This window comes from Picosynechococcus sp. NKBG15041c, assembly GCF_055380235.1.
Genome location: NZ_AP040363.1, coordinates 967005 through 993509 on the forward strand (window position 1 = coordinate 967005; position 26505 = coordinate 993509).

Annotated in this window: 23 protein-coding genes; 10 read left to right on the forward strand and 13 right to left on the reverse strand. The window is 48.6% G+C overall.

All coding sequences use genetic code 11. The features are described from left to right. Positions 1 to 136 precede the first annotated feature (136 nt). From ACZ45B_RS04765 to ACZ45B_RS04785, 5 genes are read left to right on the forward strand one after another with little or no spacing between them, the layout of a single operon-like run. Positions 137 to 1204: a thiamine phosphate synthase gene (locus ACZ45B_RS04765; RefSeq protein ID WP_024544666.1), complete on the forward strand. Its 1068-nt coding sequence runs from the start codon at positions 137 to 139 to the stop codon at positions 1202 to 1204. Next, positions 1205 to 1408, forward strand: a complete 204-nt coding sequence (gene thiS / locus ACZ45B_RS04770) for a sulfur carrier protein ThiS (protein ID WP_024544665.1) — start codon at positions 1205 to 1207, stop codon at positions 1406 to 1408. It abuts the gene before it with no gap. Between the two features lie 44 nt (positions 1409 to 1452). Further along, positions 1453 to 1653 carry a hypothetical protein gene (locus ACZ45B_RS04775; protein WP_024544664.1) on the forward strand — a complete coding sequence of 67 codons (201 nt, stop codon included), beginning with the start codon at positions 1453 to 1455 and terminating at the stop codon, positions 1651 to 1653. Positions 1654 to 1684: 31 nt separating this feature from the next. Next, positions 1685 to 2131, forward strand: coding sequence for an RpnC/YadD family protein (locus tag ACZ45B_RS04780; RefSeq protein ID WP_236612363.1), 447 nt, complete (start codon positions 1685 to 1687; stop codon positions 2129 to 2131). After that, positions 2119 to 2592, forward strand: coding sequence for a DUF4351 domain-containing protein (locus ACZ45B_RS04785; protein WP_464675006.1), 474 nt, complete (start codon positions 2119 to 2121; stop codon positions 2590 to 2592). The genes ACZ45B_RS04780 and ACZ45B_RS04785 overlap by 13 nt, the downstream gene beginning before the upstream one ends. Here the strand turns inward: ACZ45B_RS04785 and ACZ45B_RS04790 are convergent. The 3 genes from ACZ45B_RS04790 to mgtE all read right to left on the reverse strand — a co-directional run bounded on the left by ACZ45B_RS04790 (position 2589) and on the right by mgtE (position 7100). Next, on the reverse strand, positions 2589 to 3122 hold the full coding sequence (locus ACZ45B_RS04790; RefSeq protein ID WP_464675025.1) for a lysostaphin resistance A-like protein: 534 nt from the start codon (positions 3120 to 3122) through the stop codon (positions 2589 to 2591). The two genes, ACZ45B_RS04785 and ACZ45B_RS04790, sit on opposite strands and share 4 nt — an antisense overlap. Positions 3123 to 4175: 1053 nt before the next feature. Beyond that, positions 4176 to 5705 (reverse strand): WD40 repeat domain-containing protein, encoded by a 1530-nt coding sequence (locus ACZ45B_RS04795; protein ID WP_024544662.1) that lies wholly within the window; start codon positions 5703 to 5705, stop codon positions 4176 to 4178. Between the two features lie 24 nt (positions 5706 to 5729). After that, a complete protein-coding gene (mgtE, locus tag ACZ45B_RS04800; RefSeq protein ID WP_024544661.1) occupies positions 5730 to 7100 on the reverse strand; it encodes a magnesium transporter in 1371 nt (456 codons plus the stop codon). 375 nt (positions 7101 to 7475) lie between these two features. On the opposite strand from mgtE, the gene ACZ45B_RS04805 reads away from it, so the two are divergent. Next, positions 7476 to 7724, forward strand: coding sequence for an RNA recognition motif domain-containing protein (locus ACZ45B_RS04805; protein WP_029681614.1), 249 nt, complete (start codon positions 7476 to 7478; stop codon positions 7722 to 7724). Positions 7725 to 7992: 268 nt separating this feature from the next. Here ACZ45B_RS04805 and argZ read toward each other — a convergent pair whose 3' ends face one another. Further along, complete coding sequence (argZ, locus tag ACZ45B_RS04810) at positions 7993 to 10104, reverse strand: bifunctional arginine dihydrolase/ornithine cyclodeaminase (protein ID WP_464675007.1); 2112 nt, start codon at positions 10102 to 10104, stop codon at positions 7993 to 7995. Positions 10105 to 10520: 416 nt separating this feature from the next. Here argZ and sigC point away from each other — a divergent pair, with 416 nt between their 5' ends. Next, positions 10521 to 11717 carry an RNA polymerase sigma factor SigC gene (gene sigC, locus ACZ45B_RS04815; protein WP_024544660.1) on the forward strand — a complete coding sequence of 399 codons (1197 nt, stop codon included), beginning with the start codon at positions 10521 to 10523 and terminating at the stop codon, positions 11715 to 11717. A 194-nt stretch (positions 11718 to 11911) separates the two neighbouring features. Here sigC and psbO read toward each other — a convergent pair whose 3' ends face one another. From psbO to petH, 5 genes are all read right to left on the reverse strand, one after another. Then, complete coding sequence (gene psbO, locus ACZ45B_RS04820; RefSeq protein WP_024544659.1) at positions 11912 to 12745, reverse strand: photosystem II manganese-stabilizing polypeptide; 834 nt, start codon at positions 12743 to 12745, stop codon at positions 11912 to 11914. A 207-nt stretch (positions 12746 to 12952) separates the two neighbouring features. Continuing rightward, entirely contained in the window at positions 12953 to 13789 is an 837-nt protein-coding gene (gene menB / locus ACZ45B_RS04825) for a 1,4-dihydroxy-2-naphthoyl-CoA synthase (RefSeq protein ID WP_024544658.1), read from the reverse strand. Between the two features lie 814 nt (positions 13790 to 14603). Beyond that, positions 14604 to 15359: a response regulator transcription factor gene (locus ACZ45B_RS04830; RefSeq protein WP_024544657.1), complete on the reverse strand. Its 756-nt coding sequence runs from the start codon at positions 15357 to 15359 to the stop codon at positions 14604 to 14606. Between the two features lie 116 nt (positions 15360 to 15475). Continuing rightward, entirely contained in the window at positions 15476 to 15964 is a 489-nt protein-coding gene (locus ACZ45B_RS04835) for a GAF domain-containing protein (protein WP_024544656.1), read from the reverse strand. 222 nt (positions 15965 to 16186) lie between these two features. After that, entirely contained in the window at positions 16187 to 17395 is a 1209-nt protein-coding gene (gene petH, locus ACZ45B_RS04840) for a ferredoxin--NADP reductase (RefSeq protein WP_024544655.1), read from the reverse strand. A gap of 681 nt (positions 17396 to 18076) precedes the next feature. Here petH and ACZ45B_RS04845 point away from each other — a divergent pair. Together ACZ45B_RS04845 and sipA are read left to right on the forward strand one after the other, a co-directional pair. Further along, complete coding sequence (locus tag ACZ45B_RS04845) at positions 18077 to 20077, forward strand: NAD(P)H-quinone oxidoreductase subunit 5 (protein WP_024544654.1); 2001 nt, start codon at positions 18077 to 18079, stop codon at positions 20075 to 20077. 212 nt (positions 20078 to 20289) lie between these two features. Further along, positions 20290 to 20520 (forward strand): regulatory protein SipA, encoded by a 231-nt coding sequence (gene sipA, locus ACZ45B_RS04850; protein WP_024544653.1) that lies wholly within the window; start codon positions 20290 to 20292, stop codon positions 20518 to 20520. Here sipA and ACZ45B_RS04855 read toward each other — a convergent pair. The 4 genes from ACZ45B_RS04855 to ACZ45B_RS04870 form a co-directional block, all read right to left on the reverse strand. Then, on the reverse strand, positions 20517 to 20861 hold the full coding sequence (locus ACZ45B_RS04855) for a hypothetical protein (protein WP_024544652.1): 345 nt from the start codon (positions 20859 to 20861) through the stop codon (positions 20517 to 20519). The genes sipA and ACZ45B_RS04855 overlap by 4 nt on opposite strands. Positions 20862 to 20971: 110 nt before the next feature. After that, positions 20972 to 22582, reverse strand: coding sequence for an NAD(P)/FAD-dependent oxidoreductase (locus tag ACZ45B_RS04860; protein ID WP_024544651.1), 1611 nt, complete (start codon positions 22580 to 22582; stop codon positions 20972 to 20974). A gap of 150 nt (positions 22583 to 22732) precedes the next feature. Further along, positions 22733 to 22903 (reverse strand): hypothetical protein, encoded by a 171-nt coding sequence (locus ACZ45B_RS04865; protein ID WP_024544650.1) that lies wholly within the window; start codon positions 22901 to 22903, stop codon positions 22733 to 22735. A gap of 61 nt (positions 22904 to 22964) precedes the next feature. Further along, positions 22965 to 23870, reverse strand: a complete 906-nt coding sequence (locus ACZ45B_RS04870; RefSeq protein ID WP_024544649.1) for an alpha/beta fold hydrolase — start codon at positions 23868 to 23870, stop codon at positions 22965 to 22967. Positions 23871 to 24132: 262 nt separating this feature from the next. Between ACZ45B_RS04870 and ACZ45B_RS04875 the strand changes: the two genes are divergently transcribed. Further along, positions 24133 to 26427 (forward strand): MASE1 domain-containing protein, encoded by a 2295-nt coding sequence (locus ACZ45B_RS04875; RefSeq protein WP_024544648.1) that lies wholly within the window; start codon positions 24133 to 24135, stop codon positions 26425 to 26427. The last annotated feature ends 78 nt before the right edge of the window (positions 26428 to 26505 follow it).

The window sequence follows — 26505 nt, forward strand, 5'->3', positions numbered from 1 at the left end:
AAAATAACACAGGGTTAATACTTTATTCTAAAAGGCGATCGCCTGTCGCTGGGGCAATGACAAAAAAAGCCCAGAGATTGCCATAGGAATCAGCTAAAGTAAAGATTTGCCCCCACCCGTCACGTTTACTGCCTCCATGGTTACACCCCACCGATCTGATACCACCGCAGTTTTTCGCATCCTCGATGCCAACCTCGACCGAGCCCGGGAAGGACTCCGGATCATCGAGGAATGGTTCCGTTTTGGTCTCAATCACACCGAACTGGCCGCCCGGTGCAAAGAAATGCGCCAAACCCTAGCCCAATGGCACCATGACGAACTCCGCGCTGCCCGGGATACCCCCAACGATGTGGGCACAGCTTTAAGCCATCCCCAGGAAGAAGTCCGCGCTGATGTCCAAGCGCTGCTCCGGGCCAATCTCTGCCGCATCGAAGAAGCGCTGCGGGTACTAGAGGAATACGCCAAACTCTATAAAACGGAGATGGCGATCGCCTGCAAACAAATGCGCTATCAGGTCTATACCCTCGAAAGTCAACTATTTAGCCCCCATCTGCGACAGCGTTTAGAAACGGCACGGCTCTATCTGGTGACCTCTCCCCATGACCGGCTCCTTGAAATCGTCGAAGCGGCCCTCCAGGGGGGCGTTGAAATCGTGCAATACCGAGACAAAGAAACCCCCGATGAACAGCGCTTCGCCCAGGCGATCGCCTTGAAAAAATTATGCGATCGCTACCAAGCCCTTTTTCTCGTCAATGACCGCGTGGACCTTGCCCTAGCCGTGGACGCCGATGGAGTACATCTGGGTCAAACAGATTTACCCATCGCCACCGCCCGGCAAATTTTAGGCCCCAGTAAAATTATTGGCTGCTCCACCACTAATCCTACGGAACTCGAAAAAGCCCTCAATGAAGGGGCCGATTATGTGGGCGTTGGCCCCGTCTATGAAACCCCCACCAAACCAGGGAAAGCCGCAGCGGGTCACAGTTATGTCAGCTATGCCAAAGACCATTGCCCCGTGCCCTGGTTTGCCATCGGAAGCATTGATACCGAAAACCTAGGAGATGTTCTGGCGGCCGGAGCTGAACGGGTGGCGGTGGTGCGTTCATTGATGCACAGCGAAAACCCGACCTTGACAGCACAATATTTTGCCGCACAACTAAAGCGTCAACAAACCCTACAGGATTGCGAGGAGGCCACCGCATAAATGATTGATGTTTGGGTCAATGGTGAACTAAAAACCGCGCCGAGCGAATTGTCATTGCCTCGTTTTCTGGAGCAGTTGGGCTTGAATCCGCGCCTCGTGGCTGTGGAATATAACGGCGAAATTCTCCACCGTCAGCATTGGGAACATACTCTAATTCAGCCAGGCGATCGCCTGGAGATTGTCACCATTGTCGGTGGCGGCTGAGGGTTACACTACAGAACAACACATCTCCATTCCTTGAGCGAAAAATGAGTCAAACCGTAAACTGCGCCGTTGAATGTATCAACGGTTGCATCCTAGGGGAAGACTGCCCCAACAAAGAATACGCAGCCCAGGCCAGTGAGTTTTTGCAGACCGTCTCCATCGACAAAATGCACGAAATCGCCGAAGCTGCTCGCCTGAAAAAAATGATGGAACCGCCTAAATGGGTGATTCCCGACGATATTTAGACAGTGCTTACTGTGGTTTTTTGGCTCAATCATGACCCAAAGTATCGACCATGATTTGTTGTTTAAGGAGTTGCTGACGACTTTTTTCTGGGATTTCTTGGCACTTTTTGCCCCTGAAGTCCTAGAAGCAGCCGAACGCGACTCTTTAACCTTTCTCACCCAAGAAGTTTTCAATGACCTGCCTGGTCAAGCACGGCGCAATGTGGACATTGTGGCGAAACTTCGTTTCCGGGGCCAAGAAACTTGCTTTTTAGTACACATCGAAAATCAAGCCACGCCCCAGGCAGATTTTGCGGCGAGAATGTTTCTCTATTTTGCACGGCTGTACGAAAAATATCGCCTACCCATTTATCCCATTGCGCTATTCTCCTACCGTTCTCCCCAGAGGCCAGAACCAGAGATTTTTTTGGTGGCATTTCCCACCAAGCAAATCCTCAGTAACCGAATCCGGTTGCTGCTGCGCTCATGGCGAAAATGAAGTTTAGTCCAGAGGAACGCCCAAAAGTCAAGTTAGAATGTCTACGGATGATTGTGACGCTGCGTTTGGATTCAGCCAGAATTCATCTGTTGTCAGGTTTTGTAGATACCTATCTGAGGTTAAATATGGCAGAACAGCAGATCTTTGAGCAGGAGTTACACCAAATTCAGCCCCAAGAAGAAGCTCAAGTGCTACGAATTGTGACTTCCTGGATGGAGGAAGGTTGGCAGCGAGGCCGCCAGGAAGGTCGTCAAGAAGGGCGCCAAGATGAAGCTCGTAAGTTAATTTTACGATTTATCCAACAGCGCTTCCCAGAACAGGGTTCAAAATTTCAAGCACAGATTCAAGCCCTTGATCTAGACCAATTAGATGCTTTAAGCGATCGCCTATTTGGGTTCGAGTCGGTCATGGAATTAGAAACCTGGCTACGGGAAAACCCAGCGGCGGGCGATTTGACCTAACTGCCAAGGATAAATAGACTCAGTAACGTACCACTGTTCCACAGGCTATGGAGAAGCATTGGTGCCAACAGATTGCGGGATTTAACGTAGACAAACCCGAGAATGATACCTAGGGTCATTAGCGGCAACACTTCCGACAGGCTCATATGGGCGATCGCAAATAAAAAGGCACTCAGGATAATACTCCCCCAAACGGGCATATAACGGGTGAGGGAGGGCAGGAGAAAACCCCGGAACATAATTTCTTCAAAGAGAGGGGCCATCACCGAAGCAGTGAGAAAGAAAATGGTTAGGGCCACTTGATCCTGGGCTTTGAGGGCAAGAAACAGGAGTGGATTACTTCCCCCCTGGCCTTGCCAGATGAGTTGATTGAGCAGGGAAACCAAAAGCACGAGGGGAAGAGCAACCATGTAGCCCCCAAAGCCCCAGACTGTCCAGTTATCTAACCATTTCACCTGAAACCAATCCCGAGGCAAGGGCCGAAACTCCCAGAGCGAAATGGCTAAAACCCCCAAGCCAGCGATCGCCATCAATGAATAGGTAACAAGAGTATAGACCGCTTTTTCCCGCACGGCCCAGGCCGCAGCATTTAGATTTAAACCCTGGAGCGCTAGGGGGAGAACGAGGGGCAGGACAATTTGACCGACCAGAAAAAAACCAATGATAAACACCTGCCAAATAATTTCACCATCCCAAGGGGTTTCCCAAGCTGCCTGGGCATCGATGTAGAGCAGCGATTCATGCCGTTTACGAAGCGCTTGAACCCCCAAAAAAATCAAAAAGCCGAAGCCAAATAACCCTACACTAAACGGCAAAATGGTAATGACCGTGAGTTTTAAAAAGGCCTGTTGCGCATTCTGTTGAATTTGCCGCTGAATCTGCCCCAAGGCGATCGCATTACCTTGGAGTTGATAGAGCTGCTGGTAATTTTGTTGCTCAAACCAAGCCTCGAACGATGCTGTGGCTAGGGGAGTGAGATCAGCGGGGATTTGCGCTTCGAGCCAGAGGGGTTTGAGGGTCTGAACCGTGTCCGTGAGGCGGGAATTATCTGTGGTTGTGATGCTCTCCCATTGTTGGCGGGCGGCGTCAAACTGTTGTTGGGTGGCGTAGAGGATGCCGAGCTTGAGGTGGAGCTCATCAATTAAGCTACGGGTTTCGGCGATCGCCTTTTGGTTGGCTGAGGACCTACGGTTTGCCGAGCTCCCCTGGATGAGCCGCAAATTTGCTTCGCTACTGCTGAGGACGTTCTGGTACTGAGTAATGGCGTTCCCGTAGGGGTCTTGCCCCGTCAGTTGAGTGACGAGGGTGGCGATCGCCTCGGGGGAAGTGCTCGAAGCGGAATTGGGGTCGTATTCTGCCGCCTGGAGCACCAAGTTTGTTTGATACAGCTCTAGACGCCCCTGGATTTGGGGTTCTTGGAAACTGGCCCACAGGGAAGACAAGAGCGGCACCAGAGTGATCACCGTCAACAGAATTAGAATTACACGCTTCACGTTCGACATCCGCACAAAAACAGTGGATCTAGCCTAGCCTGTTGTTTCTCATCGGATCAACATGAACCTGGGTCTATCTAAAAATTTCGGCTAAATTTGTCGCCAAAGCTTGATGCTACCATCGGATCCCCCGGCGGCGAGGGTGCGACCATCGGCACTCAGGGCAAGGGAAAGAAGGCGCTGGTGATTACTGTGGTCGGCTTCACTGAAATAGAGTGTAGTGAGGGGCTCCGGAATTCCCAATTGCCAAACTTTGATTGTGCTGTCGGCGCTGCCACTAAATAAAAAATTACCTTGGCCACTGAATAGGAGTTTGGTGATTGGTTTGTCGTGGGCTTTCAGGGTAAAACAAGGTACTGTTTCAGGGAGAGTTGCCAGGGTATTGAGATCTAACTGCCACAGGTGAATTAACCCCTGATCGCCGCCTGAGGCAAACAGTTTTCCATCAGCGCGAATGGCGATCGCCTGAATGGTTTCAGCGGGATCATTTTTAAGGCTACCAAGCAGGTGGTGGTCTGGGGTGCGCCAAAATTTCAGTACACCTTCTGTCCCCCCACTGATAAACAGATTTTCTTGGGGCGCTAGGGCGATCGCCTGAATTTGATCATTAAGATCAAGGGTTTCTTGGCTAAGGCGACCATCCTGGAGTTGCCATTGCCGGAGGGTCTGATCGTGGCTGCCACTGATGAGCCTTTTATTTACCGTCACCGCCAGAGCATAGACCGCCCCGAGGTGCCCCTCTAGGGTTTGCTGAAGTTCTAATTGGGGAATGCTTCTTTGGAGATCTAGCTGCCAGAGCTTGATTTCTGAGGAAAAACCACTGCTGGCGATCGCCAAACCCTGGGCGCTGTCCTCCAATGGGATAAACTTCAGATTCAGAATCCCCTGGTCATGGGCTGTCACCTGGGAAATTTGTTTACCATCTTCCACCTGCCACAACTTGAGTTGATGGTCCCAACCACCGCTGGCAAGAAACCGTTGATCATGGCTAAACGCTAAAGCACTCACACAATCTTTGTGGGCGGCCAAGGTTCTTAGGAGTTGCCACTGTTGTTTTGGGGGCGGTTCCGGGGAGGCCGCCGTGGGGAAAATCGTTTCCCAAGGGTCAGCGATCGCCTCTAGATCGGCCCCCACCGCAAGCCCTGGAGCCGATCGCTGAGTAGCCGGCTCCTGATGCTGTGCTAAAAAAGCCTGTTCCAGATTGGTCAAGCGCTCATCTAAGGCCGCTTGGTTTAAATATTGCACCACCTGGGTTAAAGCAGTTTCAAAACTGTGGAGATAGGTTTGAAGCTCCTCCTCCGTCTCCACTTGCTTCGGATGACTCCTATGCTCAGTTGCTTGGCGAATTTTTGCCTCCAAGGGTTCGAGGGCGTCTTTGAACTGCGCCTGAATCCGTTGCTCTAGCCCCCTGAGCATCCCAAGGGTCTGCCGCCGTTGCTGTTTTTGTTGGGCGAGACGATTAAAAAAACTTAGCCCGACTGCCCCCCAGAGTAATAGGGTTGTGATGAGATACCCACCGCCTAGACGCCACTCCCAGAGCCACACCAACAATGCAAGGAGCAGTAAACCAAATTCTGCTATCTCAAATCGTTGTTGCTTTTTCCCCGTTGGCATGGGCATCTCCGTGTAACTTTATCCGCCCCATCATAACCCCAACATCAGCCGAGCGATATTGAAGTAAATCAAAACGCCAATCACATCTACTGCGGTCGTGATAAAAGGAGCGGACATTAAGGCCGGGTCCAGGCCCAAGTAGCGGAATAGGAAAGGTAACGAAGAGCCTGCCACAGAAGCCAATACCGCGATCGCCACCAAGCTGACACCCACCGAAATTGCCACCGCCAGATCTCCCTGGAGAAAATAGGCCCAAATAATCACCACAGTGCCTAAGATGAGCCCCAACAATGCCCCGGCGATCGCCTCACGGATAACCACTTTTCCTGGCCCTAGATCATTGAGATCTTCGGTGTTCAGACCCCGGATCACCACCGTTGAAGACTGGGCCCCCACATTTCCCCCCGTCCCTGTGAGGAGCGGAATAAACGCAGCAAGAATCACCACCTCTTGCAGTAATGTTTCCTGAGATTTAATGATCCAGCCCGTAAACGTATTTGTAATCAACAGCACAAACAGCCACACTACCCGTTGTCGTGCCACTGTCCATAGGTTCATCTGGAAATAATTATCCCCATCCGTCTGCAGACCCCCCAGAGCATAAATATCTTCGGTCGTTTCTTGCTCAATAATGTCAATCACATCATCAACCGTCACCACGCCGACCAGACGGTTTTCTCGGTCTACCACTGGCAAGGCCAATAGGTCATAGCGTTGGATGGTCCGGGCCACTTCCTCTTGGTCTGTATCCGTATGCACCGAAACCACATCCCGGGTCATAATTGCCGATAGCGGCAGATCCAAGTCTGCAATGACCAAATCTCGTAGGGAAACGATCCCAACGAGCTGGCGAGAAGCATTGGTGACATAGAGGTAGTAGATGATTTCTGATTTGTTGGCCTGTTGACGAATTCGCTCAATGGTCTCAGCAACCGTAAAGGTTTCTTTGAGGGAGATGTATTCTGGGGTCATCACCCGACCCGCAGTATCCTCTTCGTAGCCCAAAAGTAAGTTCGTGGCTTGTCTTTCTTCTGGGCTCAGTTGCTCTAGCAGTTGCCGGACAATCTTAGCGGGCAGTTCATCAAAAAGACGCACCCGGTCATCGGGAGACATCTGGTCAACGACATCTTGTACCTCCTGACGTTTGAACTTTTGCACAAGGGCTTGCTGCACAGAGGAATCGAGATATTCATAGACTTCGATGGCCTCAGCTTTGGAGAGTAAACGAAAGGCGATCACCTGCATCGACTCTGGCAAATCTTCGATCGCCTCAGCAATATCAACGGGCTGAACAGGCACCAATAATGATTTAGCCCCCTGTAAATTATTCGATTCCAATAAAATCAGCAATTGGCTTCGGACCAACTGGCGTAGCTCAGTATGTTTAGCAGATGTAGTCATCTTGGTGGATCGTTTCGCCTCGAAATTTGCTGCCAAAAAGCGCCTGGGAAATCAGAGTGATGGCTGAAAAAAGGATAACCCTGGCCTTATTTAAGTACAAGTGCTCAGACTATCAGTAAAGTGAAAAGGGTGCTTCATAAAACTTTATTCATTGTACAAAACAACTGCTTCCGGAACTTGTGTTTACTTTTTTGACTGTGTTAGCCTAGTAACGTTGGGAATCAAAAGAATTCGAAAGTACTCGGTTACGGTTTTGTCTCGTTTGGTATTGTGTTCGGTTACGACAGTATTGACAGAAAATCTCCCCGCCCGATACGACTACGAACTCTCCTTCCCCGATGCACAGATTAAGTCATCTTTAAGGAGACAATTTTTATGTCAATTTACGTTGGAAACCTCGACTACGCGGTAGAAGAAGACGATCTTCGTGAAGTGTTCAATGACTATGGCAAAGTAAAGCGTGTCTATTTACCTGTAGACCGTGAAACCCAGAGAAAGCGCGGTTTCGGCTTTGTAGAAATGTCTAGTGATGAAGAAGAAGATAAGGCGATCGAAGCCCTTGATGGAGCGAGCTGGATGGGCCGCGACATGAAAGTAAATAAGGCACGTCCCCGCGACGAATAGACATAACAATTGGGGAGATGAGACTGTTTTCTTCGTCACAAGAGACCGCTACTCTTCCCTAAAATACCCTTTGTTTTCACTAGGTAAGAAAGTGATTTAAATTTCTTACCTAGTGTTTTTTATGGGCGATCGCCAATGTTTTTGTTGCCATTACACAGGAGGGCGAACCGCCAGGCTCGCCGGGGTTATTTCCTGGGGAGTCTGGCGGTCTTGAATCTCTCTGGAGCAAAGGATTTAGGGAATATCTTCTTTGGTGTTGTGGGCTCAACTAAGCAACGGTGATCGCTTCTTGGTTCAGACGATCAAGTTGCCTGGTTAAGAGGCTCAGGAACAGACCCACGTCGGTCACCACCCCGACGGATTCTACGGAACCGCGATCGCTTAATTTAGTGACAACAGCAGGGTTAATATCAACGCAAACCATTTTCACTCCGGCGGGGGTCATATTCCCAACACCAATGGAATGGAGCATGGTCGATAACATCAAGATCATGTTAGTACCTTCCAGAAGACGGGCATATTCTTCCTGGGCGCGGATTAGATCCATTTCTGTATCAGGGAGGGGGCCATCATCGCGAATGGAACCCGCAAGGCAAAAGGGCACATTATTTTTAACGCACTCGTACATTACCCCTTTGGTGATGAGTCCCTGGGAGACAGCATTGGCGATGCTGCCACAGCGACGGATGGTGTTAATGACTTTTAAATGATGGCGGTGGCCACCGCGCACGGGCATACCTTTGTTCATATCGACGCCGAGAGAAGTGCCCATCATAGATTGTTCAATATCATGGACGGCGATCGCATTGCCTCCTAATAGCGTATGGACATAACCCCGACGAATTAAGCTAGCGAGATGTTGTGCCCCTCCCGTATGGATCACCACGGGGCCAGCGGTGACGACGACTTTCCCCCCTTGGGCCCGAATTTTTTGCAGTTCCCAGGCGATTTGTTCGACCACCAGTTCTACCCGACGCTCACTAGAAACCCCAGCACCCATGAAGCTGAATTCTTGTTTTTCAGTGGTGTTGCGATTTTTCACTTTGTGGTGGGTACGAATACCATCGACACCGACCACGACCTTTTCACCCACCTGGAGATCCCGCAGTAGGCGGCAACGGGCAGTAATTGTGCCATTGTTTTCGGTGATGGCGATCGCCCCATCCATCCGTTGCTGCTGCACCTTGATCCATTGGCCTTTGACTCGCACTTCCGTCGGATAGATATTCGTCACATAAAAATCATCGGGTGCCACTCCCATTTGACTGACCATTTCAAGGTTGGCATCTTGGATTTCGTCCTCAGTGGTACTAATTGCCCCCATTTCAATCAGGGCTGACATAATATCTTCCATGGTGGTTGCGGAAGGAGCCGACACCCGCACATTGGCTGAGGAAGTGTTTTTGCGTTCAATGCCGAGGTTGAAGTTGAGTACCTTAGCGCTGCCTCCTTGTTCATTGATCAAATCCAAGGCTTGGTTCAAAATACCAGCATCGAGGAGATGTCCTTCCAGGTGAACAATCCGGCTGTCGACGGGAGCATTGGCTTGGGCTTTAGCTTGGATGGGTTCTGTGGTCTTGAGGGTTAGGCATTTTGCGGCCCCCCCAGCTTTTAGGAATTCTGTGAGGGCAGTTTGTTTGACCTGGAATCCTTTTTCGGCGATCGCCTGTTCCAGTTCTGCGCTGATTTTATTCATGATGATCACATTGCCTACATTCACCGCATTACAGGCGAAGTTCACCGCATCAGGTTCCGGCACAATAAGCCGCTTATTTTCGGGAATGCGCCGTTCAATCAAGGCATTGGAATAAGTATCAAAGGCAGGTGGATAGTAGAGGAGATAACCACCACTGAGGGGACAAAAACAGGTATCGAGATGATAAAAACGGGGATCAATGAGGCGTAAGGACAACACTTCCACATCAAGCCACTGGGCAATATAGGCATGGGAATCTAATTCGGACCGGAAACCATAGCCAGCCCACAGGGCGCCACTTTCTCGGTCAAAGAGAGCATCCCCCGCCCCCTCGAAGGGCAGATCCTGGGGCAATTCATAGACTTGAAAGCCATGGTCAGCGAACCATTGTTTAAAGAAAGGCTCTTCTCCCTGACGTTCGGGATGGTAGAAGCGACTGAGAATGGCTTTTTGTCCGAGCACAAGGCCAGCATTGGCGGTGAAAACCATATCGGGCCAGCCTTTGGCGGGGGGGATGAGATCAACGATCGCATATTCTTTGATGATTTTGTATAACCCCTGCCATTGGGCGATCGCCTGGGCTTGGGATGATTTGTGGACGTTCCCTTCCATCCAAGGGTTGATGACGTAGTCCACCTCATAATATTCAGGAGAACACATCAAAATGCGGGTTTGGTTGGTCATGGTCAATCTCACAGTACCTGAATGGTTTAGGACTAATAATGCAACGGGAAAAGCAAGTGAATTGTATTGATCGGTACGGTACAAAAAACCATTTTTTGTGGCGTGGTCTTCATTGTATGGGGTCGCTGAAACCGTTGCAAATTCGCTTTTTCGAGTTTGTTCGCTTTGGGAACGATCGCCTGGTATTCGTGTGTATAAACGCTGACAAAATAATGGCAATTAGCCTATATTTTTTTGTTTTTGTAACCGTAAAATCTGCCAGTTTTGTCATGAAAATTTGACATAAAACAGTAGTGGCGATCGCCTTTGTCTGACCGCCAAAATGTTACGTTATATATCAAAACCTTGAAAAGGACTTTTATTCAGGGAAATTTAAGGTTAAGCACCCCCCTAATATTTTCAGGAGAGTCGCCATTATGACCATTGCCAAGCAGTCTAAGAGCCAAGGTTCCTTTGACTCCCTTACCGACCCCATTAGCAGTGATGAGTTGGCCCTATTTGATCCCGACGAAACCAGTCTTCGGAATGGCCAAACCACAGACTTGGTGAGGCTTTATTTACAGGACATTGGGCGCGTACCGTTGCTCGAACGTGATGAGGAATTAACGGAAGCACGCAAGGTCCAAAATTATATCCAGCTTTTGGAAAAACGACAAGGGGGGGCAGACGCTGGCGATGCAGTACTGGCAGAATTTCTTAAGTGCATCAATATCCATGACCGACTGGCCATCGAATTGGGCTGTCGCCCCCCGATCAGTCGCTGGGCCCAGGAGATGGGTCTAGACCGGGACGTTCTCCGGGAAAACATTCGTCAGGGCAAGCAGCGGTGGGCTGACTTAGTGGGACTGACGGTCAAGGAGCTTGATTCAGTTCTCAAAGCTGGAGCCAAGGCAAAGGAACATATGATTCAGGCAAACCTCCGCTTGGTGGTGTCTGTCGCTAAAAAATACCAAAACCGTGGTTTAGAACTGTTAGATCTGATTCAAGAGGGCACTCTCGGCTTAGAACGGGCGGTGGATAAGTTTGACCCGACAAAGGGTTATCGCTTTTCAACCTATGCTTATTGGTGGATTCGTCAGGGCATTACCCGGGCGATCGCCACCCAAAGTCGTACCATTCGACTCCCTGTCCATGTCACCGAAAAACTCAATAAAATCAAAAAAGCCCAACGACAAATTTCCCAGACCCAAGGCTGTACCCCCAGCATCGAAGACGTGGCCCAATCCCTCGATATGACTGCCGAACAGGTACGGGAGGTGCTCCAAAAAGTGCCCCGCTCGGTTTCCCTGGAAATCCGTGTGGGGAAAGATCGTGACACAGAGTTAGGTGATCTTTTAGAAACCCAAGATGCTTCCCCTGAAGAAAACCTTGTGCGGGAGTCTCTCCAGCGAGACTTAGAAAATCTCCTCACAGAACTCACCGATCGTGAGCGAGAGGTCATTCAATTGCGCTATGGCTTGGGTGACGGGAAAACCTATTCCCTAGCAGAAATTGGCCGGATGTTGGAGTTGTCCCGGGAGCGGGTGCGTCAAATTGAGGCGAAAGCGCTCCAAAAGCTCCGTCAACCAAAGCGCCGCAACATGATGCGCGATTATTTAGATACGCTGTCCTAGACCAGTTCTTGGTGGTGTTGTATTTTAGCTCTGGGGTCTAAAGGCTCCAGATTTTTAATGGGCATGGACAGTGCCATAAAAAGATTGGTTTCTGTGGGGCGATCGCCACCGAAACCAATCCCACAATTGCTTATGGCCCACAAAAAAAGGGGCTATGCCGCCCCTCGATTGAACAGTATTTGAGAAGTTTTAAATTAAGCCGCTTTTAAGCGAGCGTAGAAAATACCGCGAATCCGGACTTCTTCGGGATCTTCTGCACCCATGTCAGTGGAGGAAGTTTGCTCACTTTCAAAAGTGCCAGCGATTTCCCCTGTTTTTTCGTCAATTTTAGCGATCTGGAGAGAAATTTCACCAGTGCGCGCATCGTACTGCTTGACGTTGGCACGGGTCAACTCACTATTGTCTGCTTGGGAAGGCAGGGCAACGGCGTTGTCATAACCACTGGAAACACCCCGGGCTTTTGGATCGAGGAAGACGGCACCGCGGTAAGCGGGGACGCGGAATTTGCCCACAAAGTCGGTGGATGTATTGATCGAATCAGACGGGGTAGAAGTGCTGGCCACCAGGTTTTTGATGGTGAAAAGGAAAGGCACTTGATCGCCACCGGGCAACTGGACAGTTACTGGCTGGAAGTCAATCCCATCTTCTTCTACGAAGGTCAAAATCCCATCGTTATCAGCGCTAATCTTCCCGGTCATTTGTTCGAGAGAAGAGGTGTAACGGGTTAGGGGCTTCCCTTCAATAAATTCGGCTTCCCGACGTTTGTTGAGGGGCTCTTCTTTAACGAAGTAGGTTTGGGGCTCTAAACAAAGGTCAGAAAATTCGATGGTTTGGCCGGGGGCGATCGCAATGGAACCCCGGGTAAAGTTGGCGATTTGGGGGCAGGAGTTCGCGAGACCTGTATTGAGAATTTCGTCGTATGTTAATTGCTTGACATCGACGGTTGCGGCATCGGGTGCTTCGCTACAGGCAGTGAGCACGCCGATGCACAGAGCCAAAACGGCTGCTAATAACGAACGTAACTTCATGATTAACCTCTTTTTGTCAATCTCAGGGCGGAACTAATCTTGTCCGTTCCACTTGGTTTTTTTAAAGTCTGGGATCTAATAGGGACAAGCTATCCGGTTTTATATCGGATCTACTCTACCAAATTGGGATCCTTTAGTGGTAATGAATCGTGACCTTCCTTGGGCGATCGCCTGCCGTTTCCCAATGATGGGATCAACAGCGCGTTCCTAGGGCAACCAAGGATATTGCCGAAAATCAGGCGATCGCTTCTCCAGAAATGCTTGTTTTCCTTCTTGGCCTTCGGCGGTCATGTAGTAGAGCATCGTCGCATTACCAGCCAGCTCTTGCAGACCGACTTGACCGTCACAATCAGCATTGAGAGCCGCCTTGAGACAACGAATGGCGATCGGGCTTTTGTCCAACACTTCCCGTGCCCATTGCACGCCCTCTGCCTCCAATTGTTCAACAGGAACAACTCGGTTGACCAAGCCCATATCTAGAGCTTCATTGGCATCATACTGACGACAAAGAAACCATATTTCCCGCGCTTTCTTTTGACCGACGATTCGTGCCATATAACTGGCCCCAAATCCACCATCAAAGCTCCCTACCTTTGGCCCTGTTTGCCCAAAAATTGCATTGTCCGCTGCAATGGTTAAATCACATAGGAGATGCAGCACATGGCCCCCACCAATGGCATAACCAGCGACAAGGGCGATGACCACCTTAGGCATCGAGCGGATTAATTTTTGGAGATCCAGAACATTTAGGCGAGGCACACCATCCTGGTCTACGTAACCTCCCACACCCCGCACTGATTGATCCCCGCCTGAGCAAAATGCATATTTGCCATCCGTATGGGGGCCAGCACCAGTCAGCAGAACGACACCAATAGCAGGGTCTTCGCGGGCATCACAAAAAGCCTCATACATTTCAAAAACCGTTTGGGGCCTAAAGGCATTGCGTTTGTGGGGACGGTTAATCGTAATCTTTGCAATGCCATCCAACTTTTGGTAGACAATATCTTTGTAGGGTTTGACAACTTGCCAAGCAAGAGATTCCATAGTTTTTTTTCGACGATGACTGCCCGTCATCTTAGCCCATTCCCTCTCCTCCAACATTCCTGGCCCTGGGCTGATGAGGCGTAGAGATATGAATATGTTCTCAACATAAAGGGACAGGAGAACATTGCTTATTTGTTAACTTTTCTTTAAAGGGAAGGAAAATTTCAAATTATTTTCTGGTTATTTTTCGGCAAAAAATTAAATTAGTCTTAAGTATGCTTAGGATCAAGAAAAAAGCGAAGAGAATATGAGTGGGATCAACTCAATTGCATTTAAAAGCTTTTAAATGAAACTTCAAACAAGTATCAAGATTACAGACCTTAATTTTTTTAGAATTCAGGACAAAGCCATGGACTGTTCGTATTCGCTTCCTTGTCCCAATTGTGGTGCTCCGGCTCTTCGTCGTTATTTTCATAATTCTAGCTTGCGGGAAACCACCTGCGACGCCTGCGATTACTTGTTGGTTAGCTGCGAAGAAACAGGTAATGTCGTCGAATCTTATGCACCCGGCCTCTATGATTTTTAAGCTGACTTAGCTACGGTTTTCTTGCGGCGATCGCCACAATTTTTTAAAACGTTTTTTGTCACCATCTAGACAAAATCTTTTACCCCAACCCTAATATCATGCAAGACTGGCACCCCAGATATTTTCACTGGGCCGCATCCTAGGCGGGATCTAAACCAGTAAGTCTCGGCTGCTATGCTCAGATCCCATGGTCTTGTTTTAGTGGTCTGGGAGTCTTCTTCCTGTGATAATTGCCAGGGTAAAAATGATGATTACTTTTTTACTCTGGCCCATTCCACGCCACATTATTTAGCCAAATCGATAACCAAAACCCCGCACTGTGATCAAATATTCTGGTTGACTGGGGTCTAGTTCTAGTTTTTCCCGTAGCCAACGGATATGTACATCGACAGTTTTTGTATCCCCAAGAAAATCAGCCCCCCAAACTTGTTCAATGAGCTGATCTCGGGACCAAACCCGTCGAGGATAGCTCATAAATAGTTCTAGAAGTCGATATTCTTTCGGTGATAGATTGACCTCTTCTCCCCGCACCATCACACGACATTCTTCGGGGAACAAAGAAATATCTTTAAACTGACGTACAGAATTTTTGGGGGTACTCCGAATAAATTGCTGTCGTCGCAACAGCGCACGACACCGCGCCACTAATTCTCGCAAGCTAAATGGTTTGGTGAGATAGTCATCGGCTCCCACCTCAAGACCCAGAACACGGTCTGTTTCACTGGCTTTGGCACTGAGCACAAGAATGGGAATAGTATTCCCTTGATATCTCAAGAAGCGGCACAAATCTAGACCATTCACCTCTGGCAGCATAATGTCTAGGATGACGAGGTCTAGAGGCATATCCGGAGCATTAAATTCTGGGTTCTGCAGCATATTCAGACCTGTCCGACCATTGTCTGCGAAAAAGACTTCATAGCCTTCTTCTTCTAGGCCCATCACAATCATGTCACGAATGACCGCTTCATCTTCCACGACGAGGATCCGTGCTTTCGTCGATAGTTCAGCGTCTAGGGTATGCGACATCAAATCAAGGGAAAGCATAAAAATAAATTATTTACAGACTTACGCCAACATATACATCAAAAAGGAGAACCTTGGCTAGTGAATTGTGTTTTTTTATACATGGCCATGTTTGCCCCAGTCTATGGATAGTCTTTCTAGCCCATTTGTTGTAAATCCGTACTGAGGCTTTGGGCTTGATTTTTGATGAATTCTACGTCTGCGATTGACCAGGGACGCATTTCATGGTGATGAGCTGCCAATAGCCCCCATAATCGCTGTTGGACAATAATCGGTGCAACCAAATCTGCCTGGACATTGATAGAGGCTAAAAACGTTAAATGACAGGGATCTAAGCCACTCGCTCCCACATCTGAAATTTGTAAAATTTTTCCTTGAAGATACTGTTGGGCATAATCCTCCGTAAAGCAATCATCGGCCCCTGTAGATCCTAAAATCGAAAATCTATTTTGATTCAGGGATTCGATGATGACTTGTCCTTTCCATTCCCGATAGAAGTAGTAAATAACAGCGCGACTAACCTGGAGTTTAGAACGTGTTTGATCCGTGACTTGTTGTAACACCTGGTTACGGGTTAGGGTGCGATTGAGTCGCTCATTCACCTGATGGAGACTTCGATCAAACATATCTTAGGGTGCTTGGCTGCAATCTATTACCTGTGATTGTATTGGGATTTTTTGGTTTTAGGAATGTAATGGATCATCCCTGAGCAAGGGTCGCTTACTGTCTCAACTGTAGCGCACTCTTTCTCAGAAAAAAGCCCCGCATGGCCAGGAATGGATGCAAGGGCTCAGGTGATATTGGCTAAAAATGCACGGATGGTGTGACTAGCAGTGGGCGATCGCCTTTTAGTAGACTTCTACGTGCCAGCGGTGCTCTTTCTTCATTGCCCGACGCATATCATCCCAATTGAGGCCGCGCTTTTCCGCCTCAGCGGTGAAGGTGTCATCGATAGGAGGCTGCATGCCCTTCAGACCACACATGTAAACGTGGGTATTGGGTTTTTGGATCATCTCAAAGAGTTCGTCTGCATATTCACTCACGCGGCTTTGGACATAGACCTTGCCACCATCAGCGGTTTGCTGTTCACGGCTGATGGCATAGGTGAGACGGAAGTTATCGGGATATTCCTCAGCCATTTTTTCGAAATCTTCTTTGTAGAGAATATTCGCAGTGTAGGGAACACCGAAGATGAGCCATGCTTTCCCTTTGAATTTGTAATCTTCATGCTGCTCTTTAAACATGCGCCAGAGAAAAGCGCGGAAAGGCGCAATCCCAGTACCTGTAGCTAGCATAATGACGGTGGCATCTTCTTCATCGGGAAGGAGCATTTCTTTCCCAACAGGGCCAGTGATTTTGACGTCATCTGTGCCGACAGGGAGGTTACAAAGATAGGTAGAACAAACCCCTTGGATAGTTTCGCCAGACTCGGGATCTTGGTATTCCAGTTGGCGTACACAGAGGGAAACGGTTTTATTATCTTCCATGTCGCCGTGACGGGTGGAGGCGATCGAATAGAGTCTGAGCTTGTGGGGTTTACCGTTTTTATCTTCGCCGGGGGGAATGATGCCGATACTTTGACCTTCGATATAGCGGAGGTCGCCTTCGGAAATATCAAAGGTAAGGTGACGAACAGTACCGCTACCACCTTCGGCGACTAATTCATAGTTTTCGATACATTTGCCGAGGAAAGGCGTTTTCGGGCGGTAGATATTGACAGGGATATCGGTGTCAGTGGTTTTGGGGTGAACGATTTTCGTGGAAGAAGCCATAGGAGGTTGTACGGATGCTTGAGTAGAGGATTGAGCTCCACTCACAACCTCAGCGACGTCTTCTGCGGGACGAATGCTGACGATTTTGCCCCCTAATTTGGTAATGCGCTGCATTTCCTGGTTCATTCTGGCATAGGGCACAGTGATAAATGTGGTGCCACTTTTCCGAAGGAGAGCATTTTCGTTGCGACCATCGCCACCTAGGCCAACAACTTCGTAAACGAATAGACGATTGGCGTAGGAGTTATTTCCAGTAGAGTTTGCTGTGCTAGTGATACCGTACATTATGTGCAGTTTCCCAATTATTTTTGATTTATCAGTTTTTTTGATCTTAAAGGGGGTGGATCGTCGGCACAAACCACTTTTTCCCACTTTAGAGTCAAGATTATAAGGGCTTTACTCTATTTAGACTATCATTGTGCTGCCCATGCTTTGCTGAACGGGTCAGGAAGCATCACTGATTTTTATCATCTCGGAATTAATGGCACGGCATGGCTTAGACAGAAGGCTCCCTAGCTGAGTTTTTTTAGGGATTAGTCGCTATGGGGTTGTGAGTAAAAGGAGACTGAAGCCGTATGTTAATCAGGTTTTTCGGGGGGTTTTGTGATATGTGTTTCATTCTCTCTTGGGCTTTGTGAGGGGATCACCATAGATTCAGATTCTCTGCCCCATTTTGGAATGTCCATCGGGCTTGAAAAGGGAGGCAGGCGATCGCCTGAAATAATGAAATTTCAGATCAGCCAATGCAATCGAATCTGAGAATCCGTTGAAGAATTAGGGGGATATGTCACAATGAGGGGCAAACTCTCTGACCATTGGTGTCTATTTAAAACAGCCCGAACAGAGCAATCATCCTCAAGCCATAGCGGAAAATGCCCTTGGTTAACCCCGTGCTGTTACCCAAACTTTGGGGAATCCGACACCAATGGATGTGTAACTTAGAAAGCAAGAACCTAGGCATTCGTAATGGAACCGCTCTATCAATATGCATGGTTGATTCCGGTGTTTCCCCTACTTGGGGCAATGATCATCGGTATTGGCTTAATTTCTTTAAATAAATTCACCAACAAATTACGGCAACTGAATGCTGTATTTGTCTTGACGCTCATCGGCGCATCGATGGCGCTGTCCTTTGGGTTGCTCTGGAGTCAGCTCCAGGGACATGAAACTTTTACCTACACCCTGGAATGGGCAGCGGCGGGAGATTTTCATCTCCGGATGGGCTACACCGTTGACCATTTGAGTGCATTGATGTCGGTCATTGTGACGGTCGTGGCTTTTTTGGTGATGATCTACACCCATGGCTACATGGCCCACGATCCGGGTTATGTGCGCTTCTATGCCTATCTCAGTATTTTTAGTTCGTCGATGTTGGGGCTAGTGTTTAGTCCGAACCTTGTGCAGGTCTACATTTTCTGGGAATTGGTGGGGATGTGTTCCTATCTACTCATTGGGTTTTGGTATGACCGTAAGGCAGCAGCAGAGGCTTGTCAAAAGGCGTTTGTCACGAACCGCGTGGGTGATTTTGGTTTACTGCTAGGGATGCTCGGCTTGTACTGGGCAACGGGGAGTTTTGAGTTTGATGTGATTGGCGATCGCCTTGGTGATTTAGTCTCCACAGGTCAAATTAGTTCCCTACTTGCCGTCGTCTTTGCGGTCCTGGTCTTCCTTGGTCCCGTGGCGAAATCGGCGCAATTCCCGCTCCATGTGTGGCTTCCCGATGCGATGGAAGGGCCGACTCCTATTTCTGCCCTGATTCACGCGGCAACGATGGTGGCGGCTGGGGTTTTCCTCGTGGCACGGATGTATCCTGTATTTGAACCGATCCCGGCGGCGATGAATGTGATTGCTTGGACAGGGGCAACGACCGCTTTCCTCGGGGCAACGATCGCCCTCACCCAGAACGACATCAAAAAAGGTTTGGCTTATTCCACCATGTCCCAGCTTGGCTATATGGTCATGGCGATGGGGATCGGTGCCTATTCGGCGGGTTTATTCCACCTGATGACCCATGCGTTCTTTAAGGCGATGCTCTTCCTCGGCTCCGGCTCTGTGATTCACGGCATGGAAGAGGTGGTCGGTCATGAACCTGTCCTCGCGCAGGATATGCGGTTGATGGGCGGTTTACGGAAATACATGCCCATTACCTCCGCCACCTTTTTAATCGGCACCTTGGCAATTTGTGGGATTCCGCCTTTTGCAGGGTTTTGGTCGAAGGATGAAATTCTCGGTCTAGCGTTCCAAGCGAATCCGCTGCTGTGGCTCATTGGCTGGGCAACGGCGGGTTTAACGGCGTTTTATATGTTCCGCATGTACTTCATGACCTTTGAAGGGGAATTTCGCGGTAAGGATCACCAGATTCAAGCGCAACTGCTCGCAGCGGCAGGGATTGAAGCCAAGGATGATCACCACGGTTCTAAACCCCATGAATCTCCTTTATCGATGACTTTTCCGTTGATGGCTTTGGCGGTTCCCTCGGCTTTAATTGGTCTGTTGGGCATGCCTTGGGCGAATCGGTTTGAGGGTTTTATCTTCTCGCCGAATGAGATGGCGGAAGTGGCGGAACATGCAGAACATTTCGACCTCACGGAATTTTTGATCATGGGTGGTAACTCGGTGGGGATCGCCTTGATCGGGATTACCGTTGCTTCCTTCATGTATCTTCAGAAGAAAATCGATGCGGGGGCGATCGCCGAAAAATTCCCTGCGTTATACCGTCTGTCCTTGAACAAATGGTATTTCGATGAAATTTATAACAGTGTTTTCGTCATGGGAACTCGCCGCATTGCGCGGCAAATTCTCGAAGTGGATTATCGCGTCGTGGACGGTGCGGTGAACCTGACGGGGATCGCCACTCTACTCAGTGGCGAAGGGCTGAAATACATCGAAAATGGTCGAGTGCAATTCTACGCGCTGATTGTTTTTGGGGCTGTCCTTGGCTTCGTAATTTTCTTTAGCGTTGCCTAATCCCGACTCGATTGATAAAAATAGTGGATTTCGGATTTCGCCTAGTTCCTTCTGTGCAGAAATCAAGGACGTGATGCATAACAGCAATGGTCATGGCTTGAAATCGATAAAATGAAGGAGATTCTAACCCCCGTCCTAGTGGTGGGGGTTTTGTTTTTTTGCTGATAAGATTTGCACTGTGGAATATTTACAGGGGTTCACAGGAAAAACCTATGGCAGAGTTCAAAACGGGCACGACGGTCAAGGTTACGCAATTGCCCCCTTATCTAAAAACAGCCGATCCGATGCCGATGCTGCGTCCAGCGGATTTACTGGCGGTGGGAGATGTGGGCATTTTGGGCGATCGCCGTCCCGGGGGCTATTGGGCGGTGAAGTTTCCCCGGGGATCATTTCTCCTAGAAGATACCTACCTGACGGTGGCTCCAGAGATGAAAAATGATTAATGCCCGACTTGGGTAAGAACAGTGGGAGTTTCCCCTAAGGGCACAAAATCTCCATGGATCGTCAAGCCCAAAAGCATTTCATCGCCAGCTTGGATTCGCTTGCCACTGAGGACACAGGTTTCATCTTTTTGGGCGATCGCTTGGAGCGTGGCCCGAATATCAGCAGGGCTAAACTGGGGTCGATACTCACCAGAATTGTGGTTGACATAATTCCAGAGAATATCGCGGATCAACACCTGGTAGCCTTGGCAGCCAGCTAATTCCTTGAGTTTATCCTTGAGTTTTCGTTCGAGGCGAATACTCGTCACTTCCATGTCCGTTGTCCTGGTTCCCCGTGTCATGCTTTGCGCTACTGCACCTCAAAAAATTGCTACGGAACGATGCGACGATTTAATGTCGTCGCGCCATTATAAACAAGAGATAAACCGAAAAAAAGCGCGATTTTACTGAATTATTCGCCTTGGAGAATATTTAGGGCGATCGCCTCCGCCACCTTGACCCCATCAATGGCCGCCGAGAGAATGCCCCCGGCATAGCCTGCCCCTTCCCCTGCCGGATAGAGGCCTTGGGTATTGATGCTTTGGTAATCTTGGCCCCGTTTAATGCGAATCGGCGAGGAAGTGCGTGTTTCGACCCCCGTCAACATCGCATCGGCCATGGCAAACCCTTTGATTTGTTTGTCAAAGGCCGGCAACGCCTCCCGAATCGCTTCAATGGCATAGTCCGGTAGGGCCGTGCTGAGGTCGGTTAACTTCACCCCTGGCGCATAGGAAGGCTTGACTTGGCCCAGCGACTCAGAAGAACGACCCGCGAGGAAATCCCCCACCAACTGCCCTGGCGCACTATAGTCCCGGCCACCCAATTCAAAGGCTCTGGCTTCTAGGCGACGTTGCAACTCGATCCCGGCGAGGGGATGACCCGGAAAATCTTCTTCCGGCGTAATCCCGACGACGATCCCCGCATTGGCGTTGCGCTCGTTACGAGAATATTGGCTCATACCGTTAGTAACAACTTTTCCTTCCTCTGAAGTTGCACCAATCACTAAGCCCCCCGGACACATACAGAAGCTATAGACCGATCGCCCATTTTGGCAGTGGTGAACGAGCTTATAATCGGCAGCCCCGAGAATTTTATTACCAGCAAATTCCCCGTAGCGACATTCATCGATCAGGGGTTGGGGATGTTCGATGCGAAACCCGACAGAAAACGCCTTGGGTTCGATGTAAACGCCCTGGTCATGGAGCATCTGGAAAGTGTCCCGGGCACTATGGCCCATGGCCAGCACCACATGGGAGCTGGGGATAAATTCACCATTTTCCAGGGTGACCCCTTTGACCTGCTGATTTTCCAGTTCGAGGGTTTTGACCTTGCTCTGAAAGCGAATTTCACCGCCGAGGGACTCAATGGTTTTACGGATATTTTGGACAATGCCGACGAGCTTGAACGTACCGATGTGGGGCTTGGCGATGTAGAGAATTTCCGGATTGGCCCCGGCTTCAACAAATTCTTCGAGGACTTTGCGCTTGTAATGTTGGCGATCGCGCACCTGACTATAGAGCTTACCATCGGAAAAAGTTCCTGCGCCCCCTTCCCCAAATTGGGCATTGGATTCGGGGTTAAACTCTCCCTTCTTTTTCCAGAAATTAAACGTGTCCTTGGTGCGCTCATTGACGGTTTTGCCCTGCTCCAGCACAATCGGCCGGAAACCCATTTTTGCCAGCATGAGCCCCGCAAACATCCCACAGGGTCCCATGCCAATCACCAGGGGCCGAGTTGCACAATTTTCTGGCGCTTGGGCCACCATCTGGTAAGCCATGGCCGGGGTGGGGAGCACATGGGGATCTTTTTTGAAGCGTTTCAGGAGGGCTTGATCTTTGGTGGTACGCACATCAAAAATGTAGACCAGGTAAATGTTGCTCTTCTTACGGGCATCGTAGCTGCGCTTGAAAATTTGATATTCCAGCAATTCATCCGGCTGAATTTTGAGCCTCTGGCAGATGGCCTGGGCGATCGCCTCCGGGTCGTGGTCGAGGGGCAATTTGATTTCCGTAAGACGAAGCATGGCGGTTCTGGGCGCGAGTAGAGTTTATCGGCGGGGAAAGGTAAGACGATTGATTTAACTGGGGACAAAATATTGAAAACGAAAAAAATCTCCCCCACAATCATCGGGGAAGATCCAGAATAAATCATCTTGAAAAAATTTATGAAATGACTAGATCAAACCTAACCAGCTGAGGACCCCTTCCTTGGTGAGAAGTTCAATGGCGATCGCAATGATGATTCCGATCATCGCCGCCCGGCCATTAAGTTTTTCAGAATAGAGATTAAAGCCAAACTTAGGATCTTCGAGATTGGGTTTAACGGTGGGTTCGGGTGCTGCCATGGTGAAAACCTCTTTTTAAAACAGTAAATATCAAAAATCTGTAACAAAACTTAACTCCAGTTTAGCCTACCGCCGCCGTCGCTGTCCGACAAAAGGCCAAGATTTTTTCACTCACCAGGGCGGTCTGTTCCACATGGGGCAAGTGACCACAGTTCGGAATCCAGTGGAGGCTGCTGTTGGGTAAGCCCCGCTGGAAACGGTGGGCGGCTTTCGTGCCGAGGATCCGGTCTTGCTCGCCCCAGAGGATGAGAGTCCGTTGCTGGATCTGTTTCAACTTGGGATAAAAAGAGCCATAGCCGCCCCCCTTAGTGAAATTGATCAATGCCTCTTGCCAGCGATCGCATTGTAGATGCATCGCCCCACAGAGCACCGCATCTTCAGTAACCCGCGCTTTATCAAAATAGGCACTCTGGCAAATTTTTCGCCGGACATTCATGCTACCTAGAAATTGGGTGGCCCAACGGTCTAGGGGCGGCACCATCGCAAAGCGACTGAAGGGTTTTGGCGCCAAACCTGCACTATCTAAGAGCACAATTTGCTTGACCACATCGGGGTAACTCAGGGCAAAATCGAGGGCCACAGCCCCTCCCATGGATGCTCCCACCACCACCACCGGGCGATTGATTTGCTGTTGCCAAAAGTGGTAGAGGTGAGTTTTTAAAGTTTCTGGAGTAAACGCGAGATTTTCGGGCCGTTCCGTAAAGCCAAAACTAAGGAGATCTACAGCCCAAACAGTATGGTCCTTAGCCAGTTCAGGAATCAAATAGCGGTATTCGAGAACAGAACTGTCGAAACCATGGATTAAGAGAATATCCGGCTTGCCGCCACCTTGATGAACAAAATTAGTCAAGATCGGATCAGCTTGGAGCGGTGTGGCGATCGCCACCCGTTGCATACTTTGGGCGAGGTGTATTGCCTCAGATTCGGTAAGTTGCTGGACTAGCGGCGGCAAAAAGGATGGATACATGGACGATTGAGGCAGGTATGAATGCTAAAACACTAGGTTCTATTGTCGCTGGTTTGTTTCGCGCTCACAACAGCAGCGGCGGCGTGAAGGCGAACAGGATAAAAAATTTTCCAGGATAATTCTTTTTTTCGACAATAATAGAAAACAAGATTGAGGCAATAAAGCCACTTGTCTGCTGTTCTCTTTTGCTTTTACAGGCTTTTAAATGTGCCCTTAACCATGTCTTTTTTCTAGTGTTCGCCCTAGTCTCACCAGGAGCATCATGTTTTATCTATCCAAATTCCCCCCCAAGCTCGCCCAAAGGTGGATCAGGATTCTGCTTCTGGCTTTGGTCTACTACGGCACCGCAGAAATTTCACGCTTGGTTGCTGCCACGCCTCAATCTGTCACCCCGGTGTGGCCCCCCGATGGATTTGCCCTTGCTGCGACCTTAATTTATGGTTATCCAATTTTGCCTGGGGTTTTTCTGGGTTCATTCTTAGCCAATATTTGGGCTTTTTTTCAATCTGGGAGCTTCCCCCAAGCGGTTATCTCTGTACTCCAAGTTTTGGCGATCGCCTTAGGCACAACCGCTGGAATTGGCTGCGGCAGATATTTATTAGTACGAAATATTCAACACAAAAATCCCTTAAAAAAGTTTGATGATCTCTGTAGATTACTATTGCTTGCGGGGACCGTTGCCCCAGCGATCAACGCCAGTAGCGGCATTCTTGCCCTGGCGATCGGTGGTAGCATCCCCTGGTCAGCAGTGGGTCAAGAATGGCTAACTTGGTGGATTTCCAATATTTCTGGTATTTATATCTTCACCCCGGTGCTCATTAGCTGGTATGAGCTTTTTCAGGATAAACCCTACGCAACCTTTAAGCATTGGTTTGGCCTAGACCATCAAAAACATTCCCGTCGATCGCCCCAGAAAATCTGGGTTTATTTTCTCCACACAAAATTCATTGAAGCCCTTTGTTTATTAACAATAATTGGCCTAATTAGCTATCTTTCCTTTTATCAAGAATTTCATTTGGAATATATGCTAATGCCCTACCTTATCTGGATTGTAATTCGCTTTGGGCAGCTTGGAGTGACAAACGCCATTGTCGTGATTACAACCTTAGCCGTATTTGGGACGGTACGAGAATTGGGGACATTTGCCAGTGAAAATATTAATCAATCCCTCCTGCATCTACAGTTATTTATCGTGGTGGTGGTGGGTACTAGCTTAAGCCTAACTGCAACTATTACTGAAAAGAAAGAAGCCTTTGACAACTTACAAAAATCAAAAATTTATCTACAGGAAAAAACAGATCAGCTTGAGGCAAGTAAAGTAAATCTCAAAAAGACTGCTGTTCTATTAGAACAACAAAATCTTGAACTCTTTGAAGCAAAGCAAACCGCTGACAATGCAAACCGGTCTAAAACGAAATTTCTGTCTAGTATGAGTCATGAATTACGCACTCCCCTCAATGCCATTTTGGGTTTAGTGGAGCTACTTAAAGACTCTGAAAATTTAGATGAGTTTGAAAAGGAAGACCTCCAAATAGTTGGAGATTCTGGTCGACATTTACTCAGTCTTATTGAAGATATCTTAGATATTTCCCGTATTGAAGCTGGCAAAATTGAATTACAGCCCCAAAGGGTTGATCTTCCTCAATTTCTTCAGAAAATTAGAGGCATTATTCAATCACAGATCAAGCAGGAAAAGGTTCAATTAATTTGTGACTTTTCTGAATCTCTGCCCACAGTAATTTATGCAGATGAAAAAAGACTGAAGCAAGTGCTCTTAAATTTGCTGCAAAACGCTGTGAAATTTACAGAAAAAGGTCAAATCATTTTTCAAGTAAAACAATCTTTGTCCCCTGGAATTGCTGATTCTCATATCCTCCTATCTTTCGTAGTAGAAGATTCAGGCATTGGTATTGATGCGGATAAAAAGCACTTGATTTTTTTACCCTTCGAACAAACGGGTAAATCTAAATTTAAAGCTCAGGGCACAGGCTTGGGCCTCGCCATTAGCCAAGAGATTGTCCGCATGATGGGCGGCAATATTGTTGTAGATAGTCAGCTAGGTGTTGGTAGTAAATTTCAATTCATGATTTATGTTGATCCAGTGACTGATGGAGATCACGTACCACCAGATTCTCCTCAGCCACTGTTTGTTTTAGATAAAAATTTGGCGCAAAAACTTCCTCTGAAAATTCTTTTGGCAGAAGACAACTTAACCAATCAAAAGGTTATTTTAAAAATCTTGAATAGTCTAGGTTATGAGGTAACAGTCGTCGCCAATGGCCTGGCTGTTTTGGCAGCGGTAGAAAGGGAAACCTATGATGTGATCTTGATGGATATGCAAATGCCAGAAATGGATGGCTTAGAGGCGACGCGACAACTGGTGAATTTGAATTTAGATCCACGTCCTTACATTATTGCTTTGACCGCAAATGCGATGCACCATGACCGTTTGGCTTGTTTGAATGCGGGAATGGATGACTATATTACTAAACCGATTTACATTGGGCATCTGGTGCAGGCTTTGTGGCGATCGCAATCCCATCGTGTTTTAGCTTGAGTTCAGATGCGATAAAGGTGTGATTTGGGCCATTTATCTGATCTGCATCGGAGCATTTATTTCTAAAATAGTCAGGCG